The following is a 23,428-nucleotide window of genomic DNA, read 5'->3' as shown; positions in this document are numbered from 1 at the left end:
CTCCTTATCATCAGGTTTTACTGAGAAGTCTCAGTAACACAGTCGATAATCAACAAAGGAAGCTTACATGACTAGTGCATCTTTCCTTGAAAGCATCAGACAGGTTATGTGAACCAAGCATTACTCAATTCAGACTGCAAAATGTCCGGTTCTACGGTAAAAGCGGTCATTTGAATGTGGATTATGTTGAGGTGTTGAAATTCTGCTTTTCGCTCAAAGCAGTAATAATCTTAAAGCCGAAATACTCCTTAGCCTGATGGACTTTTAAATCCCATTACGTTGCAAGCCGAGCAAGTTTGCACGACCAAGGTTTTAAGACGAGGGGTGTTTGAGTGAGGCGACGGTAGCGCCGAGCGAGTTACCTCGTCGCCTTGGGCGGGCAAAATTGAACGGGCTTTCGCCGCAACGTGGGTCGCATTTTCTTTGGTGACTTTCTTTTGGCGAAACAAAAGAAAGTTACTCGCCAACGGCGAAAACGTTGTTTATTTAATAAGTTATTGCAGACATGCGCATAGACATTTTGGTGCAGCAGGAATGTCTATTATTTGCTCTTAGCCGTAATAATCTTAAAACCGAAACACGCCTAAATCTGATGTGCTTTTACATCCCATTACGTTGACAGCCGCAACGTGGGTTGCATTTTCTTTGGTGACTTTCTTTTGGCGACACAAAAGAAAGTCACTCGCCAACGGCGAAAACGTTGTTTATTTAATAAGTTATTGCAGATATACGCATAGACATTTTGGTGCGGCAGGTATCTCTGCTCTTCGCTCTAAGCCGCATCATGCCGCCAACACTAAACACCGCTATTAGCTAAACTATCTCGACACAACAGCAAACAACAGACATAAAAAAAGCCCGCAAACAGCGGGCTTTCTAACTGGCGAAATAATTATTTCGCGATAGGCAAGGTTGGGTATTTAATACCCGCCATTTCATTCATTACGCGAGTAACCTGCACACTGTAACCAAACTCGTTGTCATACCACACGTATAACACGCAACGGTCGCCATCAACGATAGTGGCTTGTGAGTCAACCACACCTGCGTAGCGCGAGCCCACTAAGTCAGAAGAAACGATTTCGGTTGAACTGGTAAAATCGATTTGATCTTGCAACTCAGAGAACAGTGACGTGCGCTGTAAGAAATCGTTTAACTCATCTTTGTTGGTTTCGCGATTCAAGTTTAACGATAATATCGCCATTGACACGTTAGGCGTTGGCACACGAATCGCATTACCGGTTAACTTACCTTTTAATTCAGGCAAAGCTTTAGCCACCGCACTGGCGGCACCCGTTGAGGTTAATACCATATTTAACGGCGCAGCACGGCCACGGCGATCGGCTTTGTGGAAGTTATCAATCAAGTTTTGATCGTTGGTATAAGAGTGCACGGTTTCTACGTGACCATTGCGAATACCGTACTCATCTTGCAGTGCTTTTAATACTGGCGTAATGGCATTGGTGGTACAACTGGCTGCAGAAACAATTTTATGCTCTGGCGTGATCATATGCTGGTTAACACCATATACCACGTTCGGTACTTCACCTTTAGCCGGTGCGGTAATTAACACGCGAGCCGCACCTTTGCTTTGCAAGTGAATGGATAATTCTTTATCGTCTTTAAATATACCGGTGTTATCGACGATTAGCGCGTTATCAATACCGTATTGCGTGTAATCAACTTGCTCTGGCGAATTGGCGTAAATCACTTTGATAAAAGTACCGTTAGCTTTAATGCCTTGGTTCTCTTCATCGACCGTAATGCTGCCATTGAAAGGGCCATGAATAGAATCGCGACGTAATAAGCTGGCGCGTTTTTCTAAGTCACCTTTTTTACCGCCACGTACCACTATCGCTTTTAAACGTAATTTACTGCTCGGGCCTGAGCGTTCTAACATTAAGCGGGCAACTAAGCGGCCGATCCGGCCAAAACCGTATAACACCACGTCAACCGGTGTAACCTGATCTTCATGATCTAAAATATCGGCTAATTCTTCTGCTAGATATTGTTCAAGCGTTAAACCTGTCGCATTATTTTTATATAAATAAGCATAAGCCAATTTACCAATATCTACCCGACCGGGTGCCAAATTCATTTTACTGATGGCTTCTAATAACGGAAAACTCTCGCGAAGGCGTAATTTTTGACCTTCGAACCGCTCTACTGTTTTATGCGCTTTAATAATATCAATGGTGGTAGCGTTAACCAGAGGCCGCCCATAGATAACCACCTCAATGCCTTTATTACGATAAAGCCGACCAATGATAGGTAACATGTTTTCGGCGTATTCCTGGCGTTCCTGCCAGCTTTTTTGATACTGTTCTGCGTGTGATAGGGTCATTATTAGGCCTTTTACTTCAATAAAATGAATTAATCGGTGTGCCTAAGCCGCTTTTCTGTAGGATACAGCGGTTTTTATAAGGCGGCCTATTGTAATTGATTATGAAACCCTACCACAACACTTACAGCTTAAATATAGGCTTAAGTCTTATGGGTGAATGTTAATGAAGCTGAATTAACACAGTAGCGCTGCCCGGTTGGCGCAGGCCCGTCTTCAAACACATGGCCTAAGTGGGCATCGCAATTATTACAAACAATTTCAATGCGTTGCATACCATGACTGTGGTCTTCTTCATAACGCACCTTCCCCGCTAACGATTGATAAAAACTGGGCCAGCCACAACCGGCATCAAACTTCGTGCTGGCATTAAATAATTCTGTACCGCAACAGACACAGTGATAAGTGCCTGCTGCGGTATGGTGTAATAATTCACCCGTAAATGGATATTCTGTGCCTTTTAAGCGCGTTACCCGAAATTGCTCTTCGGTTAAACGCTGCCGCCATTCTGCTTCTGATAATTTCATTAAATAATCCTGTGATTTTTTGCTAGCCTTCCCACAAATATACGCTGAGCATGGCGTTTAGCTCAATCAGTTTGTCGATGAGGTCGACTAAAGCGTAACGGTTACCGCCCGCTATTGCTAAGCGTTATCGCTTTCGGGCAAGCTTTTAGCTGAACGCTTATACCCTACTGCCTAACCGCAACTCGGTTTCAGTGGGCTTGTTCTTGGTTGATCAACCAACCTCTTTTGCTAGTAAAACTAAGGTGGCTTTAAATGGCGATTTGATGAAGCAAATCAAACCTGAAGGTGGCTCATTAACCGACCTTAAGGTAAATTAGTGGTTTGTAGCAGTTTAAGAGCCTTGTATGCGTCCTTTTTATCGACAGCCCCTATTCATCGGCCTGAGCTTATTGATTATTGCCGTTATCGGGTATCAGGTGATTTTTCAGCAGCTATTACACCGCTCACAACAACTGTCTTTTAAACAAGGTGCTGAATTTAATCAGTACCTTAATTTACAATTGACCCGCTTTAGCACGCTGACCGATACCCTAGCGTATCGACCTGAGCTGCAAGCAGTGTTAACCAATACATTATCATCAAGCCAACAACAGCAGGTCAGCCAATTATTAGCCGACTTTACGTTAGCCAGTGGTAGTGCTTCAATCTATTTAATGGATCTAAACGGCGATGTGGTTGCCAGCAGTAATTATGCTGCCGAAGTTAACTTTATGGATCACAATTTTGCGTTTAGGCCCTATTTTACTGAAACAATCGGTGCCAACCAAAGCTATGTCGATTATGGCTTAGGCTGGGTTTCAAATGAACGCGGCATTTATTTTGCGGCAACGGTTTACGATGCAAAGCAGCAAACCATCGGAGTATTAGCAACCAAATTAAATATCGACCAGCTAGAATTGGCTTACCAAGCTATTGCTGGTCAAAGCCCATTACTGTTTATGCTGGTCGATGAAGAAGATACCGTGCTGGCCAGTAACCACGCAGCGTGGCGGCTGACCTGGTTAGGTGAAGAAGCTGTTACCCGCACACGTCATCCCAATACAGTCTTGCATGCCCTTCAAGTCAACAAACACCAAGACATTTGGCAGTTGCGCCCAGAGCCGGTGAGTAAACCTATGACACAACAACAATATGTGGTTGCTGTTCAAGAGCAAACACAGTTGCCTTGGCAGTTAATTATGCTGGAGCCCGCTGCAACATTAACAATGCAAGCGTGGCAATTTGCCATCAGCCTGTGTTTGTTATTAGCCGTTATCTTATTGGCCAGTATTTACTGGCGTAATAAATACCAGCAACAACTACAAAAAGCATTAATGCTCCAGCAGTTGGAAATAGCGGTTACGGAACGTACGGAATCGCTACAACAGAGTAATCAGCAACTGCAAATTGAAGTTCAGCACCGAATTGACACAGAGCATGAATTAAAACAAACCCAAGATCAGCTGCTGCAAGCAGCTAAGCTCGCGACCATTGGCCAACTGAGTGCTTCAATTAATCATGAAATTAATCAACCTTTAACGGCCATGCACAGCTATTTGCAAAATAGCCAGCTGCTACTGAAAAAAGGCCTGTATAGCGATCTGCAAGAAAATTTGGATAAAATCGCGCAAATGATCCTGCGCTTAAACCATATTGTGAAACAATTTAAAGGCTTTAGCCGCAAAGCCGCCAACCAACCCGTTACGGTTGAATTAACTAGCGTGCTACAGAATGCCTTGGGGATATTGCAACCGTCGCTGCAGCAGCAAAAGATCAACATCACTGTGCAGCACACTGATCACGTCAAGGTAAAAATCGATCCACTGCAGTTAGAGCAGGTGTTGATTAATCTACTAGGTAATGCCATACAAGCGGCTGAGCAGCATACAACACCTAGGGTCCGTATTAACATTGTGCAACAAGCCGAACTGGCCATTGTGCAAATTCATGACAATGGCGCAGGTATCGAGCCCCATGTTATGGCCCAGCTATTTGAACCCTTTTTCACTACAAAACAAGGCAGTGGCTTAGGCTTAGGTCTGTCTATTTCCAGACAAATCGTGCAAAGCTATCACGGCAGTTTAACCATAGAAAATCACCCAGACGGCGGTGCCATCGTGAGTTTGACCTTGCCTCGGCATCACTCGGAGTAAATCATGAGCAACACCGCAGAAATTTGGTTATTGGATGACGACCACCCTGTGCTTGACGCCCTAACACAGGGGCTTAAGCTAGAAGGCTGGACTTGTCGTAGCTTTAACAAGCCCTCCGATTTATTACAGGCCGTTAGCCCGAATTTCTTCGGCGTAATCGTTACCGATCTGAATATGCCAGAAATGGACGGTTTATCAGTACTTAAAGCATTACGCTCTCACGACGAAGATTTACCGGTTATCTTACTAACTGGCTATGGCGACATCAGTATTGCGGTAACGGCCATGCAAAATGGGGCTTATAGTTTTATTGAGAAACCGGTCAACCATACGGAATTACATAAAACTTTGCAGCAAGCGGTTGAGAAGCGTCAACTCTGTTTAGAGAATAGACGTTTAAGCAGTCAACTACGGGAAAGCCGACGTGGTAAAGTACAGCTTATTGGCGATAGCCCCGCTATCAATCAAATGCGTCATTTACTTGATCTGGTATTAGATACGCCGGCAGATGTGTTAATTGAAGGCGAAACAGGCAGTGGTAAAGAGCTCGTCGCGCGTTATTTGCATGATAACTCGCTACGTAGTGATCAACAGTTTGTCGCGATTAATTGTGGTGCAATACCTGAACAATTAATTGAAAGTGAGCTGTTTGGTTGTGAAGCCGGTGCCTTTACCGGGGCAGATAAAAAACGTATCGGTAAGTTTGAGTTTGCCAATGGCGGCACCTTATTTTTAGACGAAATTGAAAGCACGCCCTTGAGTGTGCAGGTTAGGTTATTGCGCGTTTTAGAAGAGCGCAAAGTCACGCCCTTAGGCAGCAATAGCAGTATCCCATTAAATATTCGGGTTGTGGCGGCAACTAAAACCAATCTGGCACAACTGAGTCAGCAAGGTGAATTTCGACTGGATTTATATTATCGGCTGAACTTATTACAGGTGGCCATTCCACCGCTTCGGCAGCGTCGACAAGATATTCCACTGCTCTTTAAACACTTTGCTATGCTCGCTGCCGCCCGCTACCACAAACCGGTGTTACCGCTTAACCAGTTGCAATTAGACAGTTTGTTGTCACACGAATGGCAAGGCAATGTTCGCGAGTTGCGCAACCTTGCTGAACGCTATGTGTTACTGGGGCCCGAGGCCGCGTTTATGCAGCAAGGCTTACCCTTAGCCGATACCTTTGGTAGCGCAATGGGATTAACTGAACGGGTGGCGTTTTTCGAACAAATGTTGATTGAAGAAGCGCTTAGCGCAACACGAGGTAGTATTAAGCTGACCATGCAAGCACTGAATCTGCCACGGAAAACCCTGTATGACAAAATGCGTAAATACGGCGTGTTACGAAGCCAATTTAAAGATGATGACGGTATAGATGAGCTGAATTAAATGGGTGGAAAACCACCCATTTCTCTAAAAATAAGTTTCAGTTACCACCCATAGTAAAAACAAATTAAATTTAAGATACTGATTTTACATGATTAAATTATTGGCCGCTTTCTTGCTAATACCTAGTGCCTACAACTATAACTATTCATGACGAGGTAATTATGCAACAGGTAATTCGCAACGCTTTAACCCTAGCCGCTATCGGCGCGACCACACTGTCTGGTCATCTGGCGGCTGACAGCAAAACCGTGTCTTTAACTCTACCCAGTGTCACCGTGTACGGTAAGGCTGAAGTGCAACTGGCTCATACCGATAAGGGTTTACTCCGCTACACGAAAGAAGGCTCGCAACTCGATACCCCCTTTAGCCGTTTAGGTATTCGTGGTGAACAGGTATTAAACGAGCACATCACTGCTTTTTTCAACTATGAAGTGGAAGTGCGTGGCTTTGATGAAGCCAATACGCTAAGCCCGTTTTCTGCACGCAATACCTTTGTTGGTATTAAAGGGCAATTTGGTCAGTTAATTGCTGGTCGCAATGACACCCGCTTGAAAACCAGTGAAGGCGGCGTGGATCAATTTAATGAAACCAGTGGTGATATTGCCCAAATCTTACCCGGTCAAGATCGCTTAGGCGACAGCTTAACCTATATCTCACCGAGCGTTGCAGGTTGGACGTTATCGGCCAGTTATGTGTTAGGCCAAGACAACGAACTGCAACAGGGGAAAGACGGTGTCGCATTAAGCTTGGCTTACGGTGATCGCACTTTAAAAGCACAGCCTTATTACATCACGCTGACTAGAGCTCAAAGCCTGAACGGCTTAGATGCCACGCGTATTCTGTGGCAACAAAAATTAGGCGACTTTACTTTAGGCTCATTACTACAATACAGTGAGCAAAGTGAAGGAGAACGCAAAGGCACTGGCGGCTATCTGAGCCTGCAGTATGCCGTTGGCGATTGGCGACCCAAACTACAACTTGGCCGCGATACATCAGCGATCCGACAACAAACTGCAGCAAATCACTATACTGCAGGAGTCGATTATCTGTTTAATAGCCAAAGTAAAGCCTATTTCTTTGTCACCCAGTTAGCTTTGACCGATGAGACTGACACCTCGATCGCGTTAGGTCTGCAATACCGTTTCTAGGAGCGCATCATGTCAGTTAATGAAACTAAAACCCCGTTCTTGGCGCTACTGATTGGCCCATTGTTAATGCTCATTACTCTATTGCTACCTGCACCTTTTGGCATGAATGAACCGAGCTGGTTAGTCATAGGTTTAACCGCTTGGATGGCAAGTTGGTGGATCAGTGAAGCCGTTCCCATCCCTGCCACTGCCTTTTTACCTTTACTCGTGGCACCCTTGCTCGATTTAAATAATTTAAGCGCCGTGGCACAGTCTTATGCGCATCCACTGATCTTTTTATTCCTCGGTGGCTTTATTATCTCCATTGCCATGGAGCGCTGGTCATTACACACGCGTATTGCCTTACACACGATGCTTATTGTCGGCAGTAAGCCCAGCCAACAGATTGGTGGCATCATGTTGGTCACCGCGTTTCTATCCATGTGGATGTCGAATACCGCTACTGCCGTAATGATGCTACCGATTGCGCTGTCGATCACCCGTATGCTGAACCTGGGTGCCGAGCATGCCGAAAATGATTTTAGTAAAGCCATTTTATTGGCTGTTGCCTATGCGGCTTCTATTGGCGGCTTGGCAACGTTAATTGGTACGCCGCCTAACGCTTTTATGGCGGCTTTTTTGCAAGACACCTATCAAATTCGGATCGGCTTTGTTGAGTGGATGATTGTGGGTTTACCCCTGACGGTGATTTTGCTGTTCAGTTGTTGGGTCTGGTTAACCCGAATTGCTTACAAATTAGATCAGGTGACGATTTCAGATACTCGAAACATGTTTCAGCAAAAGTTGCGGGTACTGGGGAAAATGCAGCGAGGCGAAAAAGCCGTATTGATTATATTCGCCCTTACCGCACTGTTATGGATCACCCGCCCGTTATTAGTCACGCTAACCGGTTTACCACTAGATGACACCATTATCGCCATGCTGGCAGCGGTATTGATCTTAGTGCTACCACTGGACAGTAAAAACACCCGTATTTTAACCTGGGAAGAAACCAAGCAACTGCCATGGGGTATTTTGATGTTATTTGGTGGTGGTTTGAGCTTAGCAGGGCTGATCAGTAAAAGTGGCTTGGCGGGCTTTATTGCTGAACAAGTTATGCTTATGGATCAGATTCCCTTGTGGTTAATGGTTGTCTTGGTTACAACCGTTATTGTGTTTTTAACTGAGGTGACCAGCAACACCGCCACTGCAGCCGGTTTTTTACCGTTATTAGCGCCTATTTCATTAGCCATGTCGGGCTCACCGATGACCTTGGTTATTCCAGCCGCCATCGCAGCAAGTTGTGCATTTATGATGCCGGTTGCCACACCACCCAATGCGATAGTGTTTTCGTCGGGTCAGTTACGCATTGCCGATATGGTTAAAGCGGGCTTTGCTTTAAATATTATTTCAGTGCTTGTTGTCAGCATCGTGACCTTGTTTTTAGCACGCTGGGTATTTGCGTTTTAATAGCTTCGTTGCCATTACAAGGTTGTAATAACGCAGTATCTGATCAACTTATACAAAATCAATGTACGTAAAATAGTAAAGAAAAACCCGAGGAAGGTACCTTCCTCGGGTTTTTCTTTAACGTTACGATGAAACACTCATTGAAGCTTACTGTAAGTTAACCTGTAGTTGACTGATCACAGCAAGCGCTTTTTGGCATGCGGTTTGGGTGTCTTCAGCCAGTGCTAAAGCTACCCCCATGCGCCGCTCGCCTTGTACTTCGGGCTTACCAAAAATACGCAGTTCCGTATCGGGCTGCATTAATGCCGCCGCACCAATATGATATTGAATATTTTGGCTGTGCCCAGGCACCAATAATACCGCCGAAGCAGCTGGGCCGTAGTGTTTAATGCTAGGAATAGGTAAACCCAAGATCGCACGAGCGTGCAGTGCAAATTCACTTAACTGCTGTGAAATCAAGGTCACCATACCGGTATCGTGTGGCCGAGGTGACACTTCGCTAAACCATACTTCATCGCCTTTAACAAAAAGCTCAACGCCAAATAAGCCTTTACCCCCCAAGGCTTGCACCACAGCGGTAGCATACTGTTGAGCTTTTTGCGCAGCAACAATCGACATCTGTTGCGGTTGCCAGCTTTCACGATAATCGCCTTGCTCTTGCCGGTGGCCAATCGGATCGCAGAACTGAATGCCTGAAATAGAATTTACCGTCAGTAAGGTAATTTCATAATCAAAATCAACAAACCCTTCGACAATGATACGGCCTTTACCGGCACGGCCGCCTTCTTGCGCATGAACCCATGCTGCTTCAACATCGGCATCGCTGCGTAATACGCTTTGCCCTTTGCCAGAAGAAGACATAATCGGTTTGACCACACAGGGATAACCTATCGCAGCCACCGCAGCCAGATAACCGGCTTTATCGCTGGCAAATTGATAATTGGAAGTAGGCAACTGCAAAGTTTCTGCAGCTAAACGGCGGATCCCTTCGCGGTTCATGGTTAAATTAACCGCTTGAGCACTAGGAACCACATTAAAACCTGCGGCTTCCAGCTCCAGCAACACCGACGTCGCTATCGCCTCTAGCTCTGGCACAATTAACGCCGGTTTTTCCGTGATCACCAACTGTCGCAGTGCGGCATTGTCGAGCATCGAGATCACCACCGCTTTATCAGCAACTTGCATGGCAGGAGCATTAGGATAACGATCAACCGCTACTACTTCACAGCCATAACGCTTTAATTCTAAACACAATTCTTTACCTAATTCACCAGCGCCTAATAACAATACCTTAGTGCTGCTGCTTGTGCCGGGTGTGCCAATGACAACGCTCATTTTACTTTCACCATTGGCCGTTCAGGACGACTCCAATCAACATGATAGGTTTTACCCTTGGTTTTATCCGTACGCTCAAAGGTATGAGCACCAAAGAAATCACGCTGGCCTTGCAATAAATTAGCCGGTAATACCGCAGTGCGATAAGCATCGTAGTAACTTAAAGCCGAACTTAACGCGGCCACAGGGATCCCCGCCAGCGACGCGTTGGCCACGGCTTTGCGCCAGTTTTGTTGATACACTGAAATTTGCTTTGAGAAAAACGGATCCAACAGCAGGTTTTCCAACTCGTCGTTTCGCTCGTAAGCTTCAGTTATCGATTGTAAAAACACCGCTCGAATAATACAGCCCGCACGCCAAATCTTAGCGATTTCGGCAAAATTTAACTGCCAACCATACTCGGCCGCAGCCGTTTTCATCAGATGAAAGCCCTGTGCATACACGCAAATTTTGGCACAATACAAAGCATCATGCAGTGCTTGGATCATGTCGGCTTGCTGTTCTTCTGAAAATAAATTTTGAGCAGGACCGGCTAATACCGTAGCGGCTTTTACCCGCTCGGCTTTTAAGCCTGAAATTGCCCGAGCATAGACCGCTTCAGCGATGGTGGGCGCGGGGCTACCTAATTGTAAACTACTGACGGCAGTCCACAGGCCCGTGCCTTTTTGACCGGCTTTATCTAAAATAACATCAACCAGCGGTAAGCCGGTTTCGCTGTCTTTAGTGGCTAAGACTTGGGCACTGATATCCATTAAATAACTGTGCAGTGGGCCATCATTCCATTGCACGAAAATCTCACCAATGGCCGCCGCCGACATGCCTAACACATCTCGCATCACTTGATAGGCTTCGCAAATCAGCTGCATATCGGCATATTCGATACCGTTGTGCACCATTTTGACATAATGGCCAGAACCACTGGGGCCAATATAGGCCGCACAAGGTTCACCTTCTGTCACTGGATTACCGGGTTCAAAACGCTCTATTGGCTTACCGGTTTTTGGATCCACTTTGGCGGCAATGGCTTGCCACATCGGTTTAATGCGAGTCCACGCGTAAGGATCGCCACTGGGCATTAAAGAAGGGCCAAACCGGGCACCCACTTCACCACCTGACACGGCCGTGGAGAAAAAGATAAATTTACCTTCGTAGCTTTTTTCTCGCGCGACAGTATCCGTCCACAGACTGTTACCAGTATCGACTACGATGTCATCGGCTTGAATACCGGCATCGATCAATTTATGACACACATCGTCAACGGCTTTGCCCGCAGGCACGGATAACACTATTAGGTGAGGCGCAGATAAGCGTGATAACAATTCGGTGTACGAGCTACACCCGACAACTCGGGGGCCTTTATCGCCTTGCTCTGCCGCATCTTGTGCTAACACAGCCTCTAATTTCTGGTTATCAAGGTCAAAAGCCGCCACTCGATAGCCGTTATCTGCCAGGTTGAGAATAAGGTTTTTACCCATTACCCCTGCCCCAACAAAACCAATTTCACACAGAGTTGTGCTGTCTGTCATCTAACGATCCTTAACAACGTTGAAAGCGCGCAAACTGGCGCGGGTCGAAAAATGCCGCGCATTATAGGCTATATGCCAGCATAAACCTACTGCCAGACCGATAAGCTATAAGCGCTTTGCAACCACTTATCTTTACGCACGGCTGTAGCAGGCGTTAAACCGTCATTCACTGACGTGTCAAACAATAAGTTGCGCAAAGGCGCCGGAATGCTGACCGCTTGATTTTTATCCGACGCATTAAGAATACACAACAAACGCTGACCGCTATTGTCATTTACAATATCCACCATGCAACTGTGCCGGTCAGATTCATGCCAATTCGGTTCGCTCATATCGGTGCCATCCATTAAATACCAATGCACGTGGTGTTTATCACCATGTTTTTGGTAGTTATCGTCTAATAAGCTAATTTGCTGTAAACAACATAATGACTGGCGCATTTTCAGCATTTGTTGTACGAATTTCAGAAACTTAGTGGCGGGCCCATCTAACTGCCAATTTAACCAAGAAATCGGATTATCTTGGCAGTACGCATTGTTATTGCCATGCTGAGTATGACTTAGCTCGTCGCCGCCTAACCAATGGATCATCCCTTGGCTAAGCACTAAAGTGGCAACCAAATTACGCCGATGTTGATTACGGGCATTAATAATGGCTTCATCCGAGGTTACACCTTCCGCACCATGATTCTTACTCAGATTATGGCCGTGGCCATCGCGGTTTTCTTCACCGTTTAGCCAATTGTGTTTGTCGTTGTAACTGACTAAATCTCTGAGTGTAAAGCCATCGTGATAGCTAATATAGTTCACACTGCAACTGGCGGGCTTATGATGTTTTTGAAAAATATCGCGCGAGCCTAATAAGCGTGTAGCAAATTCGGGGAGCACCCCTTGATCGCCACGCCAAAACGCCCGAAAAGTATCACGACATTTATCATTAAGCTCAGACCAGTGCGCCGGAAATTGCCCCAAATGATAGCCAAAAGGCCCGACATCCCAAGGCTCCGCAATCAGCTTAGCTTTACTGATCACCGGATCTTGCGCAACGATTTGAAAGAAAGCCGCAAACGGATTGTAGCGTTTAAACTCCCGGCCCAGTGTCACGGCTAAATCAAAGCGAAAACCATCTACCTGCATCTCGGTTAACCAATAACGCAAGGCATCCATTATCATACGCTGCATCATCGGATGCGACACATTCAAGGTATTGCCACACCCCGTAAAATTACAATAATTTTGGTAATCAATCATTTCACCATGGCTATGAAACAGATAATACTGCCGATTCGCTAAACCACGAAAACTAAGCACTGGGCCATCTTCACCCGCTTCAGCCGTGTGATTAAACACCACATCTAAAATGACTTCTAAGCCATGTTGATGCAAGGTGCGCACCATGGTTTTGAACTCGGCTACTGCATCTTCATACTGATAACGCGGTTCCGGTGCAAAAAAATTCAGCGGGTTATAACCCCAATAATTGGTTAAACGTAACGCACTGAGCCGCGGCTCGGCCATAAAAGAAGCCACCGGCAATAATTGCACCGTGGTAATGCCGAGCGCTAACAGATGTTCAATAATCGCCGGATGACACAAGCCCAAATAGGTCCCGCGCAAATGCTCAGGCACATCGGGATGTTGCATGGTCATGCCTTTGACATGGGCTTCATAAATGACGGTTTTTTCCCGAGGGATCGCAGGTTTAACACTATCTTGCCAGTCAAATGGAGCCTGTTCTAACACCCCTTTCGCTAAAGAATAATGACTGTGGCTAGCGTACTGACGTTCTTGCCACATTTGCGGCCGATTTAGCTTACGACAGTACGGGTCAAGTAATAAACGCTCTTTATCAAAACGTAAACCTGCATCTGGAATATTGGGGCCAGCCGCTTTTAGCGCATATAAAGAGCCTTGTTCAATACCACTGACCGCCACATGCCAAATTTCACCAGTGCGGCCTTGAAAGGGGATCTCGGCAAGCAACTCTTCGGTATCGGGCAGAAACAAACACAAGGTCAGTTCACTGGCATCTGGAGCATACACAGCAAAATTCCACGTTTCTGCTTGCACTAGGCTCGCCCCTAACGGACTCGGCTGGCCAGCAGACATTTTTAACAACCCAATGACGGCGGTCATGGTATTTCCTTAGATTTTTTGTCGAATGTATAACGTCGATAATGGCGGTAAATTTAACACGATACGACAAGCCTGACCGTGCATAGCCTGCTCAAGCGCTAGCAAAGGTGCTTGCTGCACCGGATAGTTACTGCCCCAATAATGTTCGCTATCGGTATTTAAAATGATCTCGTATTCACCGGCCTGTGCCACACCTAAACAAAAATCATTGCGTGGGATCGGGGTAAAATTACTGACCACATAAACCCGCTCGCCTGCGGCATCTTGCCGAAACAAGCTTACGGTACTGTGTGCGGCATCCTGATGATCTAACCAACCAAAACCAGCAGTATCATAATCTAATTGGTACAAGGGCGTATGACCGCGATAGGTATGGTTTAAATCACGAAAAAGTTGTTGCATACCGCGATGCTTATCAAAGCTCAGTAAGTGCCAATCCAAGCTTTGTGAGTGCGACCATTCTCGCGCTTGCGCAAACTCAATGCCCATAAAATTCATTTTCTTACCCGGATGGGCAAACATAAAGGCTAAAAAGGCACGCATATTGGCCGCTTTTTGCCATTCATCACCCGGCATTTTTTCTAACAAACTGCCTTTACCATGCACGACTTCATCATGCGATAACGGTAAAATGAAGTTTTCGTTATAGGCATAAACCATTGAAAACGTCAGATCGCCATGATGATACTGCCGATAAGCCGGATCTTTACTGATATAGCGCAAGCTGTCATTCATCCAGCCCATATTCCACTTAAAGCCAAAGCCTAAGCCACCACTATCAGTGGGGCGTGATACTTGAGGAAACGAGGTTGACTCTTCCGCAATGGTCATCGCTAAAGGGAACTTGCTATACACTTCACGGTTAAGCCATTGAAACAAACTAATGGCTTCATAGTTATGATTACCCCCATCAATATTTGGCACCCACTCTCCCGCATTTCGAGAATAATCCCAATACAACATCGAGGCCACGGCATCGACACGGATCCCATCAATGTGGAAGTGTTCGAGCCAATAAAGAGCACTGGCTACTAGAAACTGTCGCACATAGTCTTTACCAAAGTCATAAATGCAGGAATTCCAATCTGGGTGCCAGCCACGACGCGGATCTTCGTATTCGTATAAACAACTGCCATCAAACCGTGCTAAGCCATGGCCGTCTTCAGGGAAGTGCGCCGGAACCCAATCTAAAATCACGCCAATACCGGCCTGATGGCAAGCATCGACAAAGGCTTTAAAGTCATCTGGATGACCAAAGCGAGAGGTCGGCGCAAATAAGCCCAATGGCTGGTAGCCCCAAGAACCATCAAAGGGGTGTTCCATAATCGGCATCAGTTCGATGTGGGTATATCCCATCTCAAGCACATAAGGAATTAACTGTGCAGCAAGCGCTTGATAACTCAGCGGGGCATTGTCGCTGTCACGACGCCAAGAGCCTGGATGCACTTCATAGATGCTCATCGCACTTTGATAGACATTGCCAGCCTTTCGTGTTGTCCAGTTCTGATCTTGCCACTGATAAGCAGCATGATCATAAACTAAGGATGCATGTGACGGATATTGCTCAGCATAAAACGCCAGCGGATCGGCTTTGTGCGGTAATAAATCGCCATGTTTGTTTTTAACTTCAAATTTATAACGAGTACCAGTGGCGATTTCAGGTATCACTAATACCCAATGCCCGCATTCGGTGCGCTCCATCGGATGACAACGGCCATCCCAATGGTTCATATCGCCAACCAAACTGACGGTGCTGGCATCCGGCGCGTATACGGCAAAGCGAGTCGCCGGAAGGCTTTTACCAGCAAAATCTAAAGTGATCAGCTGAGCGCCTAACTGGCGGTATAAATTTTCTGGATGGGAATGCACAAAATGCACAGCATAGTAGGCTTGATCAGTAAACTGATAGGGATCAACTAAACGGTATTGGTGTTGTCCTTGCTTTACTTGAAAATAATAAGGCACGGCTTTACGTTTTCTGGGCTGCGCCAGTTCAAACACCCCCGGACAGCCTATCACTTCAGCTAATTGTCCTAAGCTTTTATCAGTCTTAGCGTCAAAAGCTTCAACTTCACTCGCATGAGGTAGATAGCAGCGTAACACTAAGCCTTTATTTTTATTGTCTGGTTGCATTAACTGCCAACCTAAAACGCTAAAGGGCTGTCTGCAGCGCGCTTGCGCAAAAAACGTTAAGTTCATTACCTTGTCCTTATCTTATTATTGTTGCTTAATCCAGAGTCAACACAATTACTGGCCTTTACGGCGAAGTGCGAGCTGCTTTAATAAATCATTGATCGGTGCTTCGGTGGTCCATTGCTCCAGATCACGGCTTAATTTACGTCGCCAGTTTGGATATTCGTTACTGGTGCCAGGCACATTGACTGGTTGCGTCATTTCTAACCAGTCTTCGATTTGTAAACATAATAATTGTGAGCGACCGCTGGCTAAATGTTGCTGTAAGGCAAAATTGAGTACCCTGTCCATGGCTAGCTGATCAACACTACGGGGGTAATCAGCGGGTAGCAAGTTATGGCCATGCAAAGAATCTAAAATACGTTGTTTATTGTGATGACGCTGATGATAAAGCTGCTCTAATTGCGCTTCATCTTGATATAACCCCAGTGCTTTGCCCAGTTTTAAATCTTCACAATGCCAAAAACCAATTAAGGTAGGCAAGTCATGCGTACTGAGTGTCGCCATTGCTTGTTGCGGGTAGTGTGCTGGCGAAATATAACCACCATCGGCAGCCGTTTCAAAAAAGAATACCCGATAAGAGTACATGCCAAATTGCTGCAATAACTCGCGAATACCGTCTGGCACCGTACCTAGGTCTTCACCAATAATTACCGCCTGTTGCCGCTGACTTTCTAAGGCTAAGATCCCGAGCAAATCCATAATAGGATAATACACATAAGCACCGCCACCGGCATTAGTTGCGGCCTTAGGTACCCACCACAATCGCAGAAGCGCCATCACATGGTCAATGCGCAGCGCCCCCGCGTTTTGCATATTACTGCGAAATAAATCAATCATCGGCTGGTAAGCTTGCTGATATAACTGATAAGGCTTCATTGGTGGCAGCCCCCAGTTTTGTCCGGCCGGCCCTAATGGATCAGGCGGAGCACCTACACTGGCATCACGACAATATAACTCAGGGTTGCCCCAGATCTCAGTAGATGCCTCGCTTACGCCCACGGCGAGATCGCGATATAAACCTAGCAACATGCCACTGTCTTTAGCCAGTTGCTGCGCCTGCGCTAATTGCTCTGTGGCCAGGAATTGCAGGTAACAATAAAAATCGAGTTCCGCCGCGTGATCTTGGGCAAATTGTAGTACTGCGGCATCATTAGGATCACGGTATTGCTCTGGCCAGTTTGGCCAACCCCAATATTGTGAGTCTTGCTGATACAGCCAAGCATGTAGCGCATCATACAAGGCTAGCTGCTGTAAGCTCTCACCGCCATCGGCTTTAAATTGTGCAAACGCAGCCAGAAGTTTTGACTGTTTTGTGCTTTGTGTTTGCAGCCACTGATATAAGCTTTTCAATACAGGCAGTTTTAACGTCATTACGGCGGGGTAATCCACCCAGTCTGCGGCACGCACCGCTTTTAATTTCGTCTGAAACGCGGTGTTATTAACTTGCTGTTGTGCAACAGCACATTGGGCGTAGCCCGGTACAGCGGTAACATCAAGATAGATAATATTTAACCAACGCCGCGAAGACGGGCTATAAGGGCTGGCATTATCGGCAATGGCGGGATAAAGCGCATGAATAGGATTTAACCCAACAAAATCAGCACCATGCGCCCCAAGATAACGCACTAAATTATTCAGATCAGTAAAATCACCAATGCCCCAATTTCGCGCTGAACGCAGCGCATATAATTGGATTGCCGTGCCCCACTGTTTTTGTTCAGTAAAGGCAGGCGGTTGATAACAGCGCTCAGGCGCAATAATCAGTTTTTGGCTAACTGACAATTCTGTGCCGGCGCAGGTTAAGATCAACTGATGATAACCTAATGGCAATGCCCCATCGAAGACATGTAAATATTGCTGATATTCTTCCTCTTGCAGCACGGTCACTTGCGTTAGCTCACCATTAACTGGCGTTAACGGATAATCCGTTACCTTGCCCTGCTCGGTGATCAGTTGCAAAACAAAATCTGTGTTAGCCAAGGCTAATGGCACTTGCACTTCAAGTTGCCATTGCTCCGCGACCGGCTGGACAGAAACAGGGGCAATTAACTGCTGCCAAAAATCGAGTTGTCGTTCAAGTAATTCTGTGCGGGTCGCGTCATCATCTGCAACTGGGTAACCCATTGCGGCTAATAAGGCTAATTGATTGACTTCGCTGACTTCTGTCGGCTGGCCCCAGGCATCATTAAAATGTGTTTCGATACCATTAAAAGCGATAAGTTGTGCCCGTAAAGCTGCGTCCATTGGAATTCCTTGGCAAATTAGAACTAATATAAAGCATACTAAGCGGCATAGATGCCGATGTCATGAGCTAATTTATGTCATAAAATTACAAAAAAGCCAACAAAACAGTTTTCAAGCTTGAAAAATGTGGCAAAAAATGTAATTTTACTACATATTATATTGATATTACTTTTTAAAACTTAGTCTAGCACTTAACAGCGGGGTTCTTATGTCAATTCGTGTTGCTATTAACGGTTTCGGCCGTATCGGTCGTAATGTACTACGCGCACTCTATGAGAGCAGCAAAAATTACGATATTAAAGTGGTTGCTATTAACGACTTAGGTGATGCGTCAATTAATGCACATTTATTAAAATATGATACTGCCCATGGCATTTTCGCGGCTGACGTTAAGCATGATGAGCGAGCTATCTATGTTAATAACGATGAGATCCGCACGTTAAGCGTTCGTAACCCTGCCGATTTACCTTGGGCTGAGCTGAAAGTAGATGTCGTACTAGAATGTACTGGCCTGTTTACCGATCGTAAAACGGCTGGCGCGCATTTAACCGCAGGTGCCAAGAAAGTGATTATTTCTGCACCTGGTAAAGATGTCGATGCAACGGTTGTCTATGGTGTTAACCATCAGATTTTAACGCCAGAGATGAACATTATTTCTAACGCATCTTGTACCACGAACTGTTTAGCGCCGATTGCTAAACCTTTATATGAGGCGCTGGGTATTGAGTCAGGTTTAATGACCACTATCCATGCTTATACTAACGATCAACGTTTAAGTGATGTGTATCACACTGACTTGCGTCGTGCTCGCGCAGCGGCCATGTCTATGATCCCAACTAAAACCGGTGCGGCAGCGGCCGTGGGTTTAGTGGTACCTGAATTAAAAGGCAAATTTGACGGTTTAGCGGTACGGGTACCGACGTTAAATGTGTCGTTGGTTGATTTAACCTTTATCGCCGGTCGTGAAACCGACGCGGAAGAAGTGAATAATATTATTCGCCAAGCTGCTGCGAGCAGCCCGATGAATCAGGTATTGCATGTTAACGATTTACCTTTGGTATCAATCGACTTTAACCACAACCCTATGTCATCTATCTTTGATGCCACTGAAACACGCGTATTGGGCCGTTTAGTCAAAGTGATGAGCTGGTATGATAATGAGTGGGGCTTTAGCAACCGTATGCTAGATAACACCGTTGAATTAATGAAGTTCTAAGCCTTACGCTTTTCAACAACAGCCAGCCTTTGCTGGCTGTTTGCGTTTAAGCCTATAATAACGTTTTAATCATCACAGCACCGTTGTTGGGGAATAGCATGTCAAGCGCAAGCGCACAATTGGGTTTTGCCCATCTTACCGATCTACCCTGTTATCGCTTACAGTTTCAGCAAGCCAGTTTAGTGGTGTCACTTTATGGTGGGCATTTACTGTCTTATCAACCGCAACCTGGGCAAGAAACGCTGTGGTTATCGCCACTTGCAAGCTGGCATCAACAACAACCGCTACGCGGGGGGGTACCGATTTGCTGGCCTTGGTTTGGTCCAATTGAAGCCAAATTAAACCCAGAGCAGCAAGCCGTACCCAATCATGGGTTAGTGCGCAATAGAATGTGGACCTATATCGACAGCCAAGCGCACAGCGACTTTAATAGCCTAACCTTAAGCATCAGTATCGATGATATGCCTGGACATCGGGCTAAAACACTCAGCTTAACGCTTTGCTTGCGACTTTATGCCGATAAGCTGAGTATCACACTCGAATGTGACGAACCCATGTTACAACAAGCGGCTTTACACAGCTATTTCCAAGTGCCCTCCCTGAACGCTTGCACTGTGCAGGGTTTGGGTCAGCGTTTTATGGATAAGGTGAGGCAACAACATTTTATTGAAGCGGAACCCGTCGTGTTTAATCAAGAAATTGATCGGGTGTATCTTGAGCCAGCAGCGCAATTAAGCATGCAAAGCGGTCACTATCAGCTACTTATTGACCAACAAGGGCATGACAGCACCGTGCTGTGGAACCCGGCAGCAGAACGTAGCAAAGCGATGGCGGATTTGCCTGATCACGGTTATCAAGAATTTGTCTGCGTGGAAACGGCACAACTGCAGATGGCTACCCCTAGCCCATTGCAGTTAACACAGACATTACAGCTAACAAAAACAGAGTAACGGCGCTAGCGCCAAATTAAATCGGCACAACTGCAGATTGATAACCCTAACCCACTGCAAGTTAACAAAGACAAGAGTCACAGCGTTAGCGCCAACTTGAGGTGAACTGCAGCTGATGCAGTTCACGTTCACCATCTTGATAATCCAAAATCAATTGTAATTGCCACTGCATATTTGGATCGCTACAAGCGCCCAAGAACAGCTCGGCCTGCCAAGTGGTTAACGCCTCAGGCTGTTCTGCTGCTTGCTGGCGCCAGACTAGCGGAATGCGCCCCATATACATGGAAATACCTTGGAGCTCACCACTGATGGCTCGTAAAGGCTTTTGGCTTTGTAAACGGAGCTGTAAAGGGGTTTCTACAGGTGCATGCTCTGGAGAGAGCGTGAGTTGCAGCGTCGCGGTTTGCAGCAACAGTAGCTGACTGGTATCCTTGGCAGGTGGTTGACAAGCTGTGAACGCCAATAAAAAGAGTAAAGAAATAACAACGTTAAGCGCAGTTCGTATCAACAATTTATTGCCACTAGATTGTGCTAAAACACTATTTTAACCGTAACAGCATAAAAAAAACCAGCGCAACCGAAAAGCGATGATAAATTGAACAGTGACTTTGTTCTACATCATAAAAACGGTTGTTTTACCTATCTTTTGACCGGTAAAACTCGTATCATTCGAGCCAAATATAGTAGGTAAGATTAGGCATAATGAATAGTGTGCCGATACTACCTACCTATCACAAGAAGGGCCACCTCAAGGTGGTATATTTAGTAACCAGCAAAACTGCAGCGGAACTCAACATGAGCCAGACCAAACCGTTAAATGTTGAATACAACTATAGCGTTGTCCGCCTCTTTGCCATCACTACCGTATTATGGGGTATTGTTGGCATGGTGGTGGGTGTATTACTTGCAGCCCAGTTATACTGGCCAGCGCTTAACTTCGACACCCCGTGGCTGACCTACAGCCGTCTTCGTCCCTTACACACCAATGCGGTTATCTTCGCGTTCGGAACCAGTGCTTTGTTCGCCACGTGTTATTATGTTGTGCAACGCACCTGTCAGGTCCGTTTGTTTGCTGAAAAGCTGGCCATGTTTACATTTTGGGGCTGGCAAGCGGTTATTGTTGCCGCGGCAGTTACCTTACCAATGGGTATTAGCCAAAGTAAAGAATATGCCGAGCTAGAATGGCCAATCGATATTTTAATTACTGTCGTTTGGGTGTCGTTCGCGATTGTTTTCTTTGGTACTTTAGCCAAACGTAAAACCAGCCATATCTATGTGGCCAACTGGTTCTACGGTGGTTTTATTATCACGGTTGCTGCGCTGCACATTGTCAACAGCATGGTTATCCCACTTAATTTAGTTAAGTCTTATTCCATTTATGCCGGTGCCGTCGATGCCATGGTGCAGTGGTGGTATGGTCACAATGCGGTCGGCTTCCTGTTAACCGCAGGCTTCTTAGGGATGATGTATTACTTCGTACCCAAACAATCAGGCCGCCCTGTTTACTCATACCGCTTATCAATTGTGCACTTCTGGGCACTGATTGCGTTATATATTTGGGCAGGCCCACACCACTTACATTACACTGCCCTGCCAGACTGGACCCAGTCTTTAGGTATGGTGATGTCAGTGATTTTATTCGTACCAAGCTGGGGCGGTATGATCAACGGTATCATGACCCTGTCAGGCGCATGGCATAAACTGAAAACCGACCCTATCTTACGCTTCTTAATCGTTTCCTTATCATTCTATGGTATGTCGACGTTTGAAGGCCCAATGATGGCAATCAAATCAGTTAATGCATTATCGCACTATACTGATTGGACTATCGGCCACGTGCACTCAGGTGCTTTGGGTTGGGTTGCGATGATTTCAATTGGCGCGATGTACCACTTAATCCCTACGGTCTTTAATAAAGCCGGTATGTACAGCGTAAAACTGGTCAACACTCACTTCTGGTTACACACTATCGGTGTGGTACTTTACATCGTTGCTATGTGGATCAGCGGTATTATGCAGGGCATGATGTGGCGTGCAGTGAACACTGACGGCACCCTGACTTACAGCTTTGTACAAAGCCTTGAAGCCTCTATGCCCTTCTATCTGATGCGTTTTATCGGTGGTGTATTCGTCGTAACAGGTATGTTAATCATGGCCTACAACGTCTACAAAACGGTAAGTAGTAAACATCCCGCTGCACAGCCTGCAGTGGCGACGGCTTAAGGAGACTGACCATGCAAAAGAATCATCATGAAAAAGTCGAAAAAAGCGTGGGCTTGTTAGGGGTGTTAACTATCGTCGCCATCAGCTTCGGTACCCTAGTACAAATTACGCCTTTGATGTTTATGGAAGAAACCACGCAACCGATTGATGGCTTAAAGCCTTATACAGCGCTGCAGATGGAAGGTCGTGATATCTTTATTCGTGAAGGTTGTACCAACTGTCACAGCCAGATGGTGCGTCCATTCCGTGCTGAAGTAGAACGTTATGGTCACTATTCTGTTGCCGGTGAAAGTGTTTGGGAACACCCATTCTTGTGGGGTTCCAAGCGGACGGGTCCAGACTTAGCTCGTGTGGGTCAACGGTATAGCGACGACTGGCATTATGCTCACTTAATGGATCCTCGTTCAGTGGTGCCACAGTCAAATATGCCAGGTTACCCGTGGTTAGATGCTAACCTGCTTGATGGCAAGTATACCGCGAAAAAATTAGAAATATTCCGTAAGTTCGGCGTGCCGTACACGGATGAAGATATCGCTGGTGCAGCTGAAGCAGTGCAAGGTAAAACTGAAATGGAAGCCCTGATTGCGTATCTGCAATCACTGGGCACAGCCTTAAAGTAA

The 23,428-nt window shown here is 46.0% G+C and carries 16 protein-coding genes; 8 read left to right on the top strand and 8 right to left on the bottom strand.

Annotation, left to right across the window (positions count from 1 at the left end):
* Positions 1 to 892 precede the first annotated feature (892 nt).
* Positions 893 to 2,344 carry a glyceraldehyde-3-phosphate dehydrogenase gene (locus tag ACUJFL_RS08645; protein ID WP_445429021.1) on the bottom strand — a complete coding sequence of 484 codons (1,452 nt, stop codon included), beginning with the start codon at positions 2,342 to 2,344 and terminating at the stop codon, positions 893 to 895.
* 140 nt (positions 2,345 to 2,484) lie between these two features.
* Complete coding sequence (gene msrB, locus ACUJFL_RS08640) at positions 2,485 to 2,868, bottom strand: peptide-methionine (R)-S-oxide reductase MsrB (protein WP_226750989.1); 384 nt, start codon at positions 2,866 to 2,868, stop codon at positions 2,485 to 2,487.
* Positions 2,869 to 3,212: 344 nt separating this feature from the next.
* Between msrB and ACUJFL_RS08635 the strand changes: the two genes are divergently transcribed.
* The 4 genes from ACUJFL_RS08635 to ACUJFL_RS08620 all read left to right on the top strand — a co-directional run bounded on the left by ACUJFL_RS08635 (position 3,213) and on the right by ACUJFL_RS08620 (position 8,983).
* Positions 3,213 to 5,000 (top strand): sensor histidine kinase, encoded by a 1,788-nt coding sequence (locus tag ACUJFL_RS08635; protein WP_445429020.1) that lies wholly within the window; start codon positions 3,213 to 3,215, stop codon positions 4,998 to 5,000.
* 3 nt (positions 5,001 to 5,003) lie between these two features.
* A complete protein-coding gene (locus tag ACUJFL_RS08630; RefSeq protein WP_445429019.1) occupies positions 5,004 to 6,386 on the top strand; it encodes a sigma-54-dependent transcriptional regulator in 1,383 nt (460 codons plus the stop codon).
* A 161-nt stretch (positions 6,387 to 6,547) separates the two neighbouring features.
* Complete coding sequence (locus ACUJFL_RS08625) at positions 6,548 to 7,534, top strand: porin (RefSeq protein WP_445429018.1); 987 nt, start codon at positions 6,548 to 6,550, stop codon at positions 7,532 to 7,534.
* Positions 7,535 to 7,543: 9 nt separating this feature from the next.
* A complete protein-coding gene (locus ACUJFL_RS08620) occupies positions 7,544 to 8,983 on the top strand; it encodes an SLC13 family permease (protein ID WP_445429017.1) in 1,440 nt (479 codons plus the stop codon).
* Between the two features lie 147 nt (positions 8,984 to 9,130).
* Here ACUJFL_RS08620 and purT read toward each other — a convergent pair whose 3' ends face one another.
* The 5 genes from purT to malQ all read right to left on the bottom strand — a co-directional run bounded on the left by purT (position 9,131) and on the right by malQ (position 18,419).
* The gene (gene purT / locus ACUJFL_RS08615; RefSeq protein ID WP_445429016.1) at positions 9,131 to 10,318 is read right to left on the bottom strand and encodes a formate-dependent phosphoribosylglycinamide formyltransferase; all 1,188 of its coding nucleotides are present in this window, start codon (positions 10,316 to 10,318) and stop codon (positions 9,131 to 9,133) included.
* The gene (gene gndA / locus ACUJFL_RS08610; protein WP_445429015.1) at positions 10,315 to 11,844 is read right to left on the bottom strand and encodes an NADP-dependent phosphogluconate dehydrogenase; all 1,530 of its coding nucleotides are present in this window, start codon (positions 11,842 to 11,844) and stop codon (positions 10,315 to 10,317) included. The genes purT and gndA overlap by 4 nt, the downstream gene beginning before the upstream one ends.
* 86 nt (positions 11,845 to 11,930) lie before the next feature.
* On the bottom strand, positions 11,931 to 13,979 hold the full coding sequence (gene glgX / locus ACUJFL_RS08605) for a glycogen debranching protein GlgX (protein WP_445429014.1): 2,049 nt from the start codon (positions 13,977 to 13,979) through the stop codon (positions 11,931 to 11,933).
* A 9-nt stretch (positions 13,980 to 13,988) separates the two neighbouring features.
* Entirely contained in the window at positions 13,989 to 16,178 is a 2,190-nt protein-coding gene (gene glgB, locus ACUJFL_RS08600) for a 1,4-alpha-glucan branching protein GlgB (protein WP_445429013.1), read from the bottom strand.
* Positions 16,179 to 16,226: 48 nt separating this feature from the next.
* Positions 16,227 to 18,419, bottom strand: coding sequence for a 4-alpha-glucanotransferase (gene malQ, locus ACUJFL_RS08595; RefSeq protein WP_445429012.1), 2,193 nt, complete (start codon positions 18,417 to 18,419; stop codon positions 16,227 to 16,229).
* 208 nt (positions 18,420 to 18,627) lie between these two features.
* On the opposite strand from malQ, the gene gap reads away from it, so the two are divergent.
* Positions 18,628 to 19,635, top strand: coding sequence for a type I glyceraldehyde-3-phosphate dehydrogenase (gene gap, locus ACUJFL_RS08590; protein ID WP_226750983.1), 1,008 nt, complete (start codon positions 18,628 to 18,630; stop codon positions 19,633 to 19,635).
* A gap of 98 nt (positions 19,636 to 19,733) precedes the next feature.
* Positions 19,734 to 20,585, top strand: a complete 852-nt coding sequence (locus ACUJFL_RS08585; protein WP_226750982.1) for a D-hexose-6-phosphate mutarotase — start codon at positions 19,734 to 19,736, stop codon at positions 20,583 to 20,585.
* Positions 20,586 to 20,670: 85 nt separating this feature from the next.
* Here ACUJFL_RS08585 and ACUJFL_RS08580 read toward each other — a convergent pair whose 3' ends face one another.
* On the bottom strand, positions 20,671 to 21,096 hold the full coding sequence (locus ACUJFL_RS08580; protein WP_306176610.1) for a hypothetical protein: 426 nt from the start codon (positions 21,094 to 21,096) through the stop codon (positions 20,671 to 20,673).
* Positions 21,097 to 21,380: 284 nt separating this feature from the next.
* Between ACUJFL_RS08580 and ccoN the strand changes: the two genes are divergently transcribed.
* Both ccoN and ccoO read left to right on the top strand, forming a co-directional pair.
* Positions 21,381 to 22,808, top strand: coding sequence for a cytochrome-c oxidase, cbb3-type subunit I (gene ccoN / locus ACUJFL_RS08575; RefSeq protein ID WP_226750980.1), 1,428 nt, complete (start codon positions 21,381 to 21,383; stop codon positions 22,806 to 22,808).
* A gap of 11 nt (positions 22,809 to 22,819) precedes the next feature.
* Positions 22,820 to 23,428, top strand: coding sequence for a cytochrome-c oxidase, cbb3-type subunit II (gene ccoO / locus ACUJFL_RS08570; RefSeq protein ID WP_226750979.1), 609 nt, complete (start codon positions 22,820 to 22,822; stop codon positions 23,426 to 23,428).

Source organism: Alishewanella sp. HL-SH05, assembly GCF_052655985.1.
The sequence above is the reverse complement of the archived record's forward strand: the minus strand, read 5'-3'. Positions and strand labels throughout refer to the sequence as shown.

Excerpts from the sequence above, each read along its gene's own strand:
- ACUJFL_RS08620 (WP_445429017.1), top strand. The coding sequence starts at position 7,544 with ATGTCAGTTAATGAAACTAAAACCCCGTTCTTGGCGCTACTGATTGGC.
- ACUJFL_RS08630 (WP_445429019.1), top strand. The coding sequence starts at position 5,004 with ATGAGCAACACCGCAGAAATTTGGTTATTGGATGACGACCACCCTGTG.
- ACUJFL_RS08645 (WP_445429021.1), bottom strand. The coding sequence starts at position 2,344 with ATGACCCTATCACACGCAGAACAGTATCAAAAAAGCTGGCAGGAACGC.
- glgB (WP_445429013.1), bottom strand. The coding sequence starts at position 16,178 with ATGAACTTAACGTTTTTTGCGCAAGCGCGCTGCAGACAGCCCTTTAGC.
- gap (WP_226750983.1), top strand. The coding sequence starts at position 18,628 with ATGTCAATTCGTGTTGCTATTAACGGTTTCGGCCGTATCGGTCGTAAT.
- ACUJFL_RS08635 (WP_445429020.1), top strand. The coding sequence starts at position 3,213 with ATGCGTCCTTTTTATCGACAGCCCCTATTCATCGGCCTGAGCTTATTG.
- gndA (WP_445429015.1), bottom strand. The coding sequence starts at position 11,844 with ATGACAGACAGCACAACTCTGTGTGAAATTGGTTTTGTTGGGGCAGGG.
- ccoN (WP_226750980.1), top strand. The coding sequence starts at position 21,381 with ATGAGCCAGACCAAACCGTTAAATGTTGAATACAACTATAGCGTTGTC.
- ccoO (WP_226750979.1), top strand. The coding sequence starts at position 22,820 with ATGCAAAAGAATCATCATGAAAAAGTCGAAAAAAGCGTGGGCTTGTTA.
- ACUJFL_RS08625 (WP_445429018.1), top strand. The coding sequence starts at position 6,548 with ATGCAACAGGTAATTCGCAACGCTTTAACCCTAGCCGCTATCGGCGCG.
- msrB (WP_226750989.1), bottom strand. The coding sequence starts at position 2,868 with ATGAAATTATCAGAAGCAGAATGGCGGCAGCGTTTAACCGAAGAGCAA.
- glgX (WP_445429014.1), bottom strand. The coding sequence starts at position 13,979 with ATGACCGCCGTCATTGGGTTGTTAAAAATGTCTGCTGGCCAGCCGAGT.
- malQ (WP_445429012.1), bottom strand. The coding sequence starts at position 18,419 with ATGGACGCAGCTTTACGGGCACAACTTATCGCTTTTAATGGTATCGAA.
- purT (WP_445429016.1), bottom strand. The coding sequence starts at position 10,318 with ATGAGCGTTGTCATTGGCACACCCGGCACAAGCAGCAGCACTAAGGTA.
- ACUJFL_RS08585 (WP_226750982.1), top strand. The coding sequence starts at position 19,734 with ATGTCAAGCGCAAGCGCACAATTGGGTTTTGCCCATCTTACCGATCTA.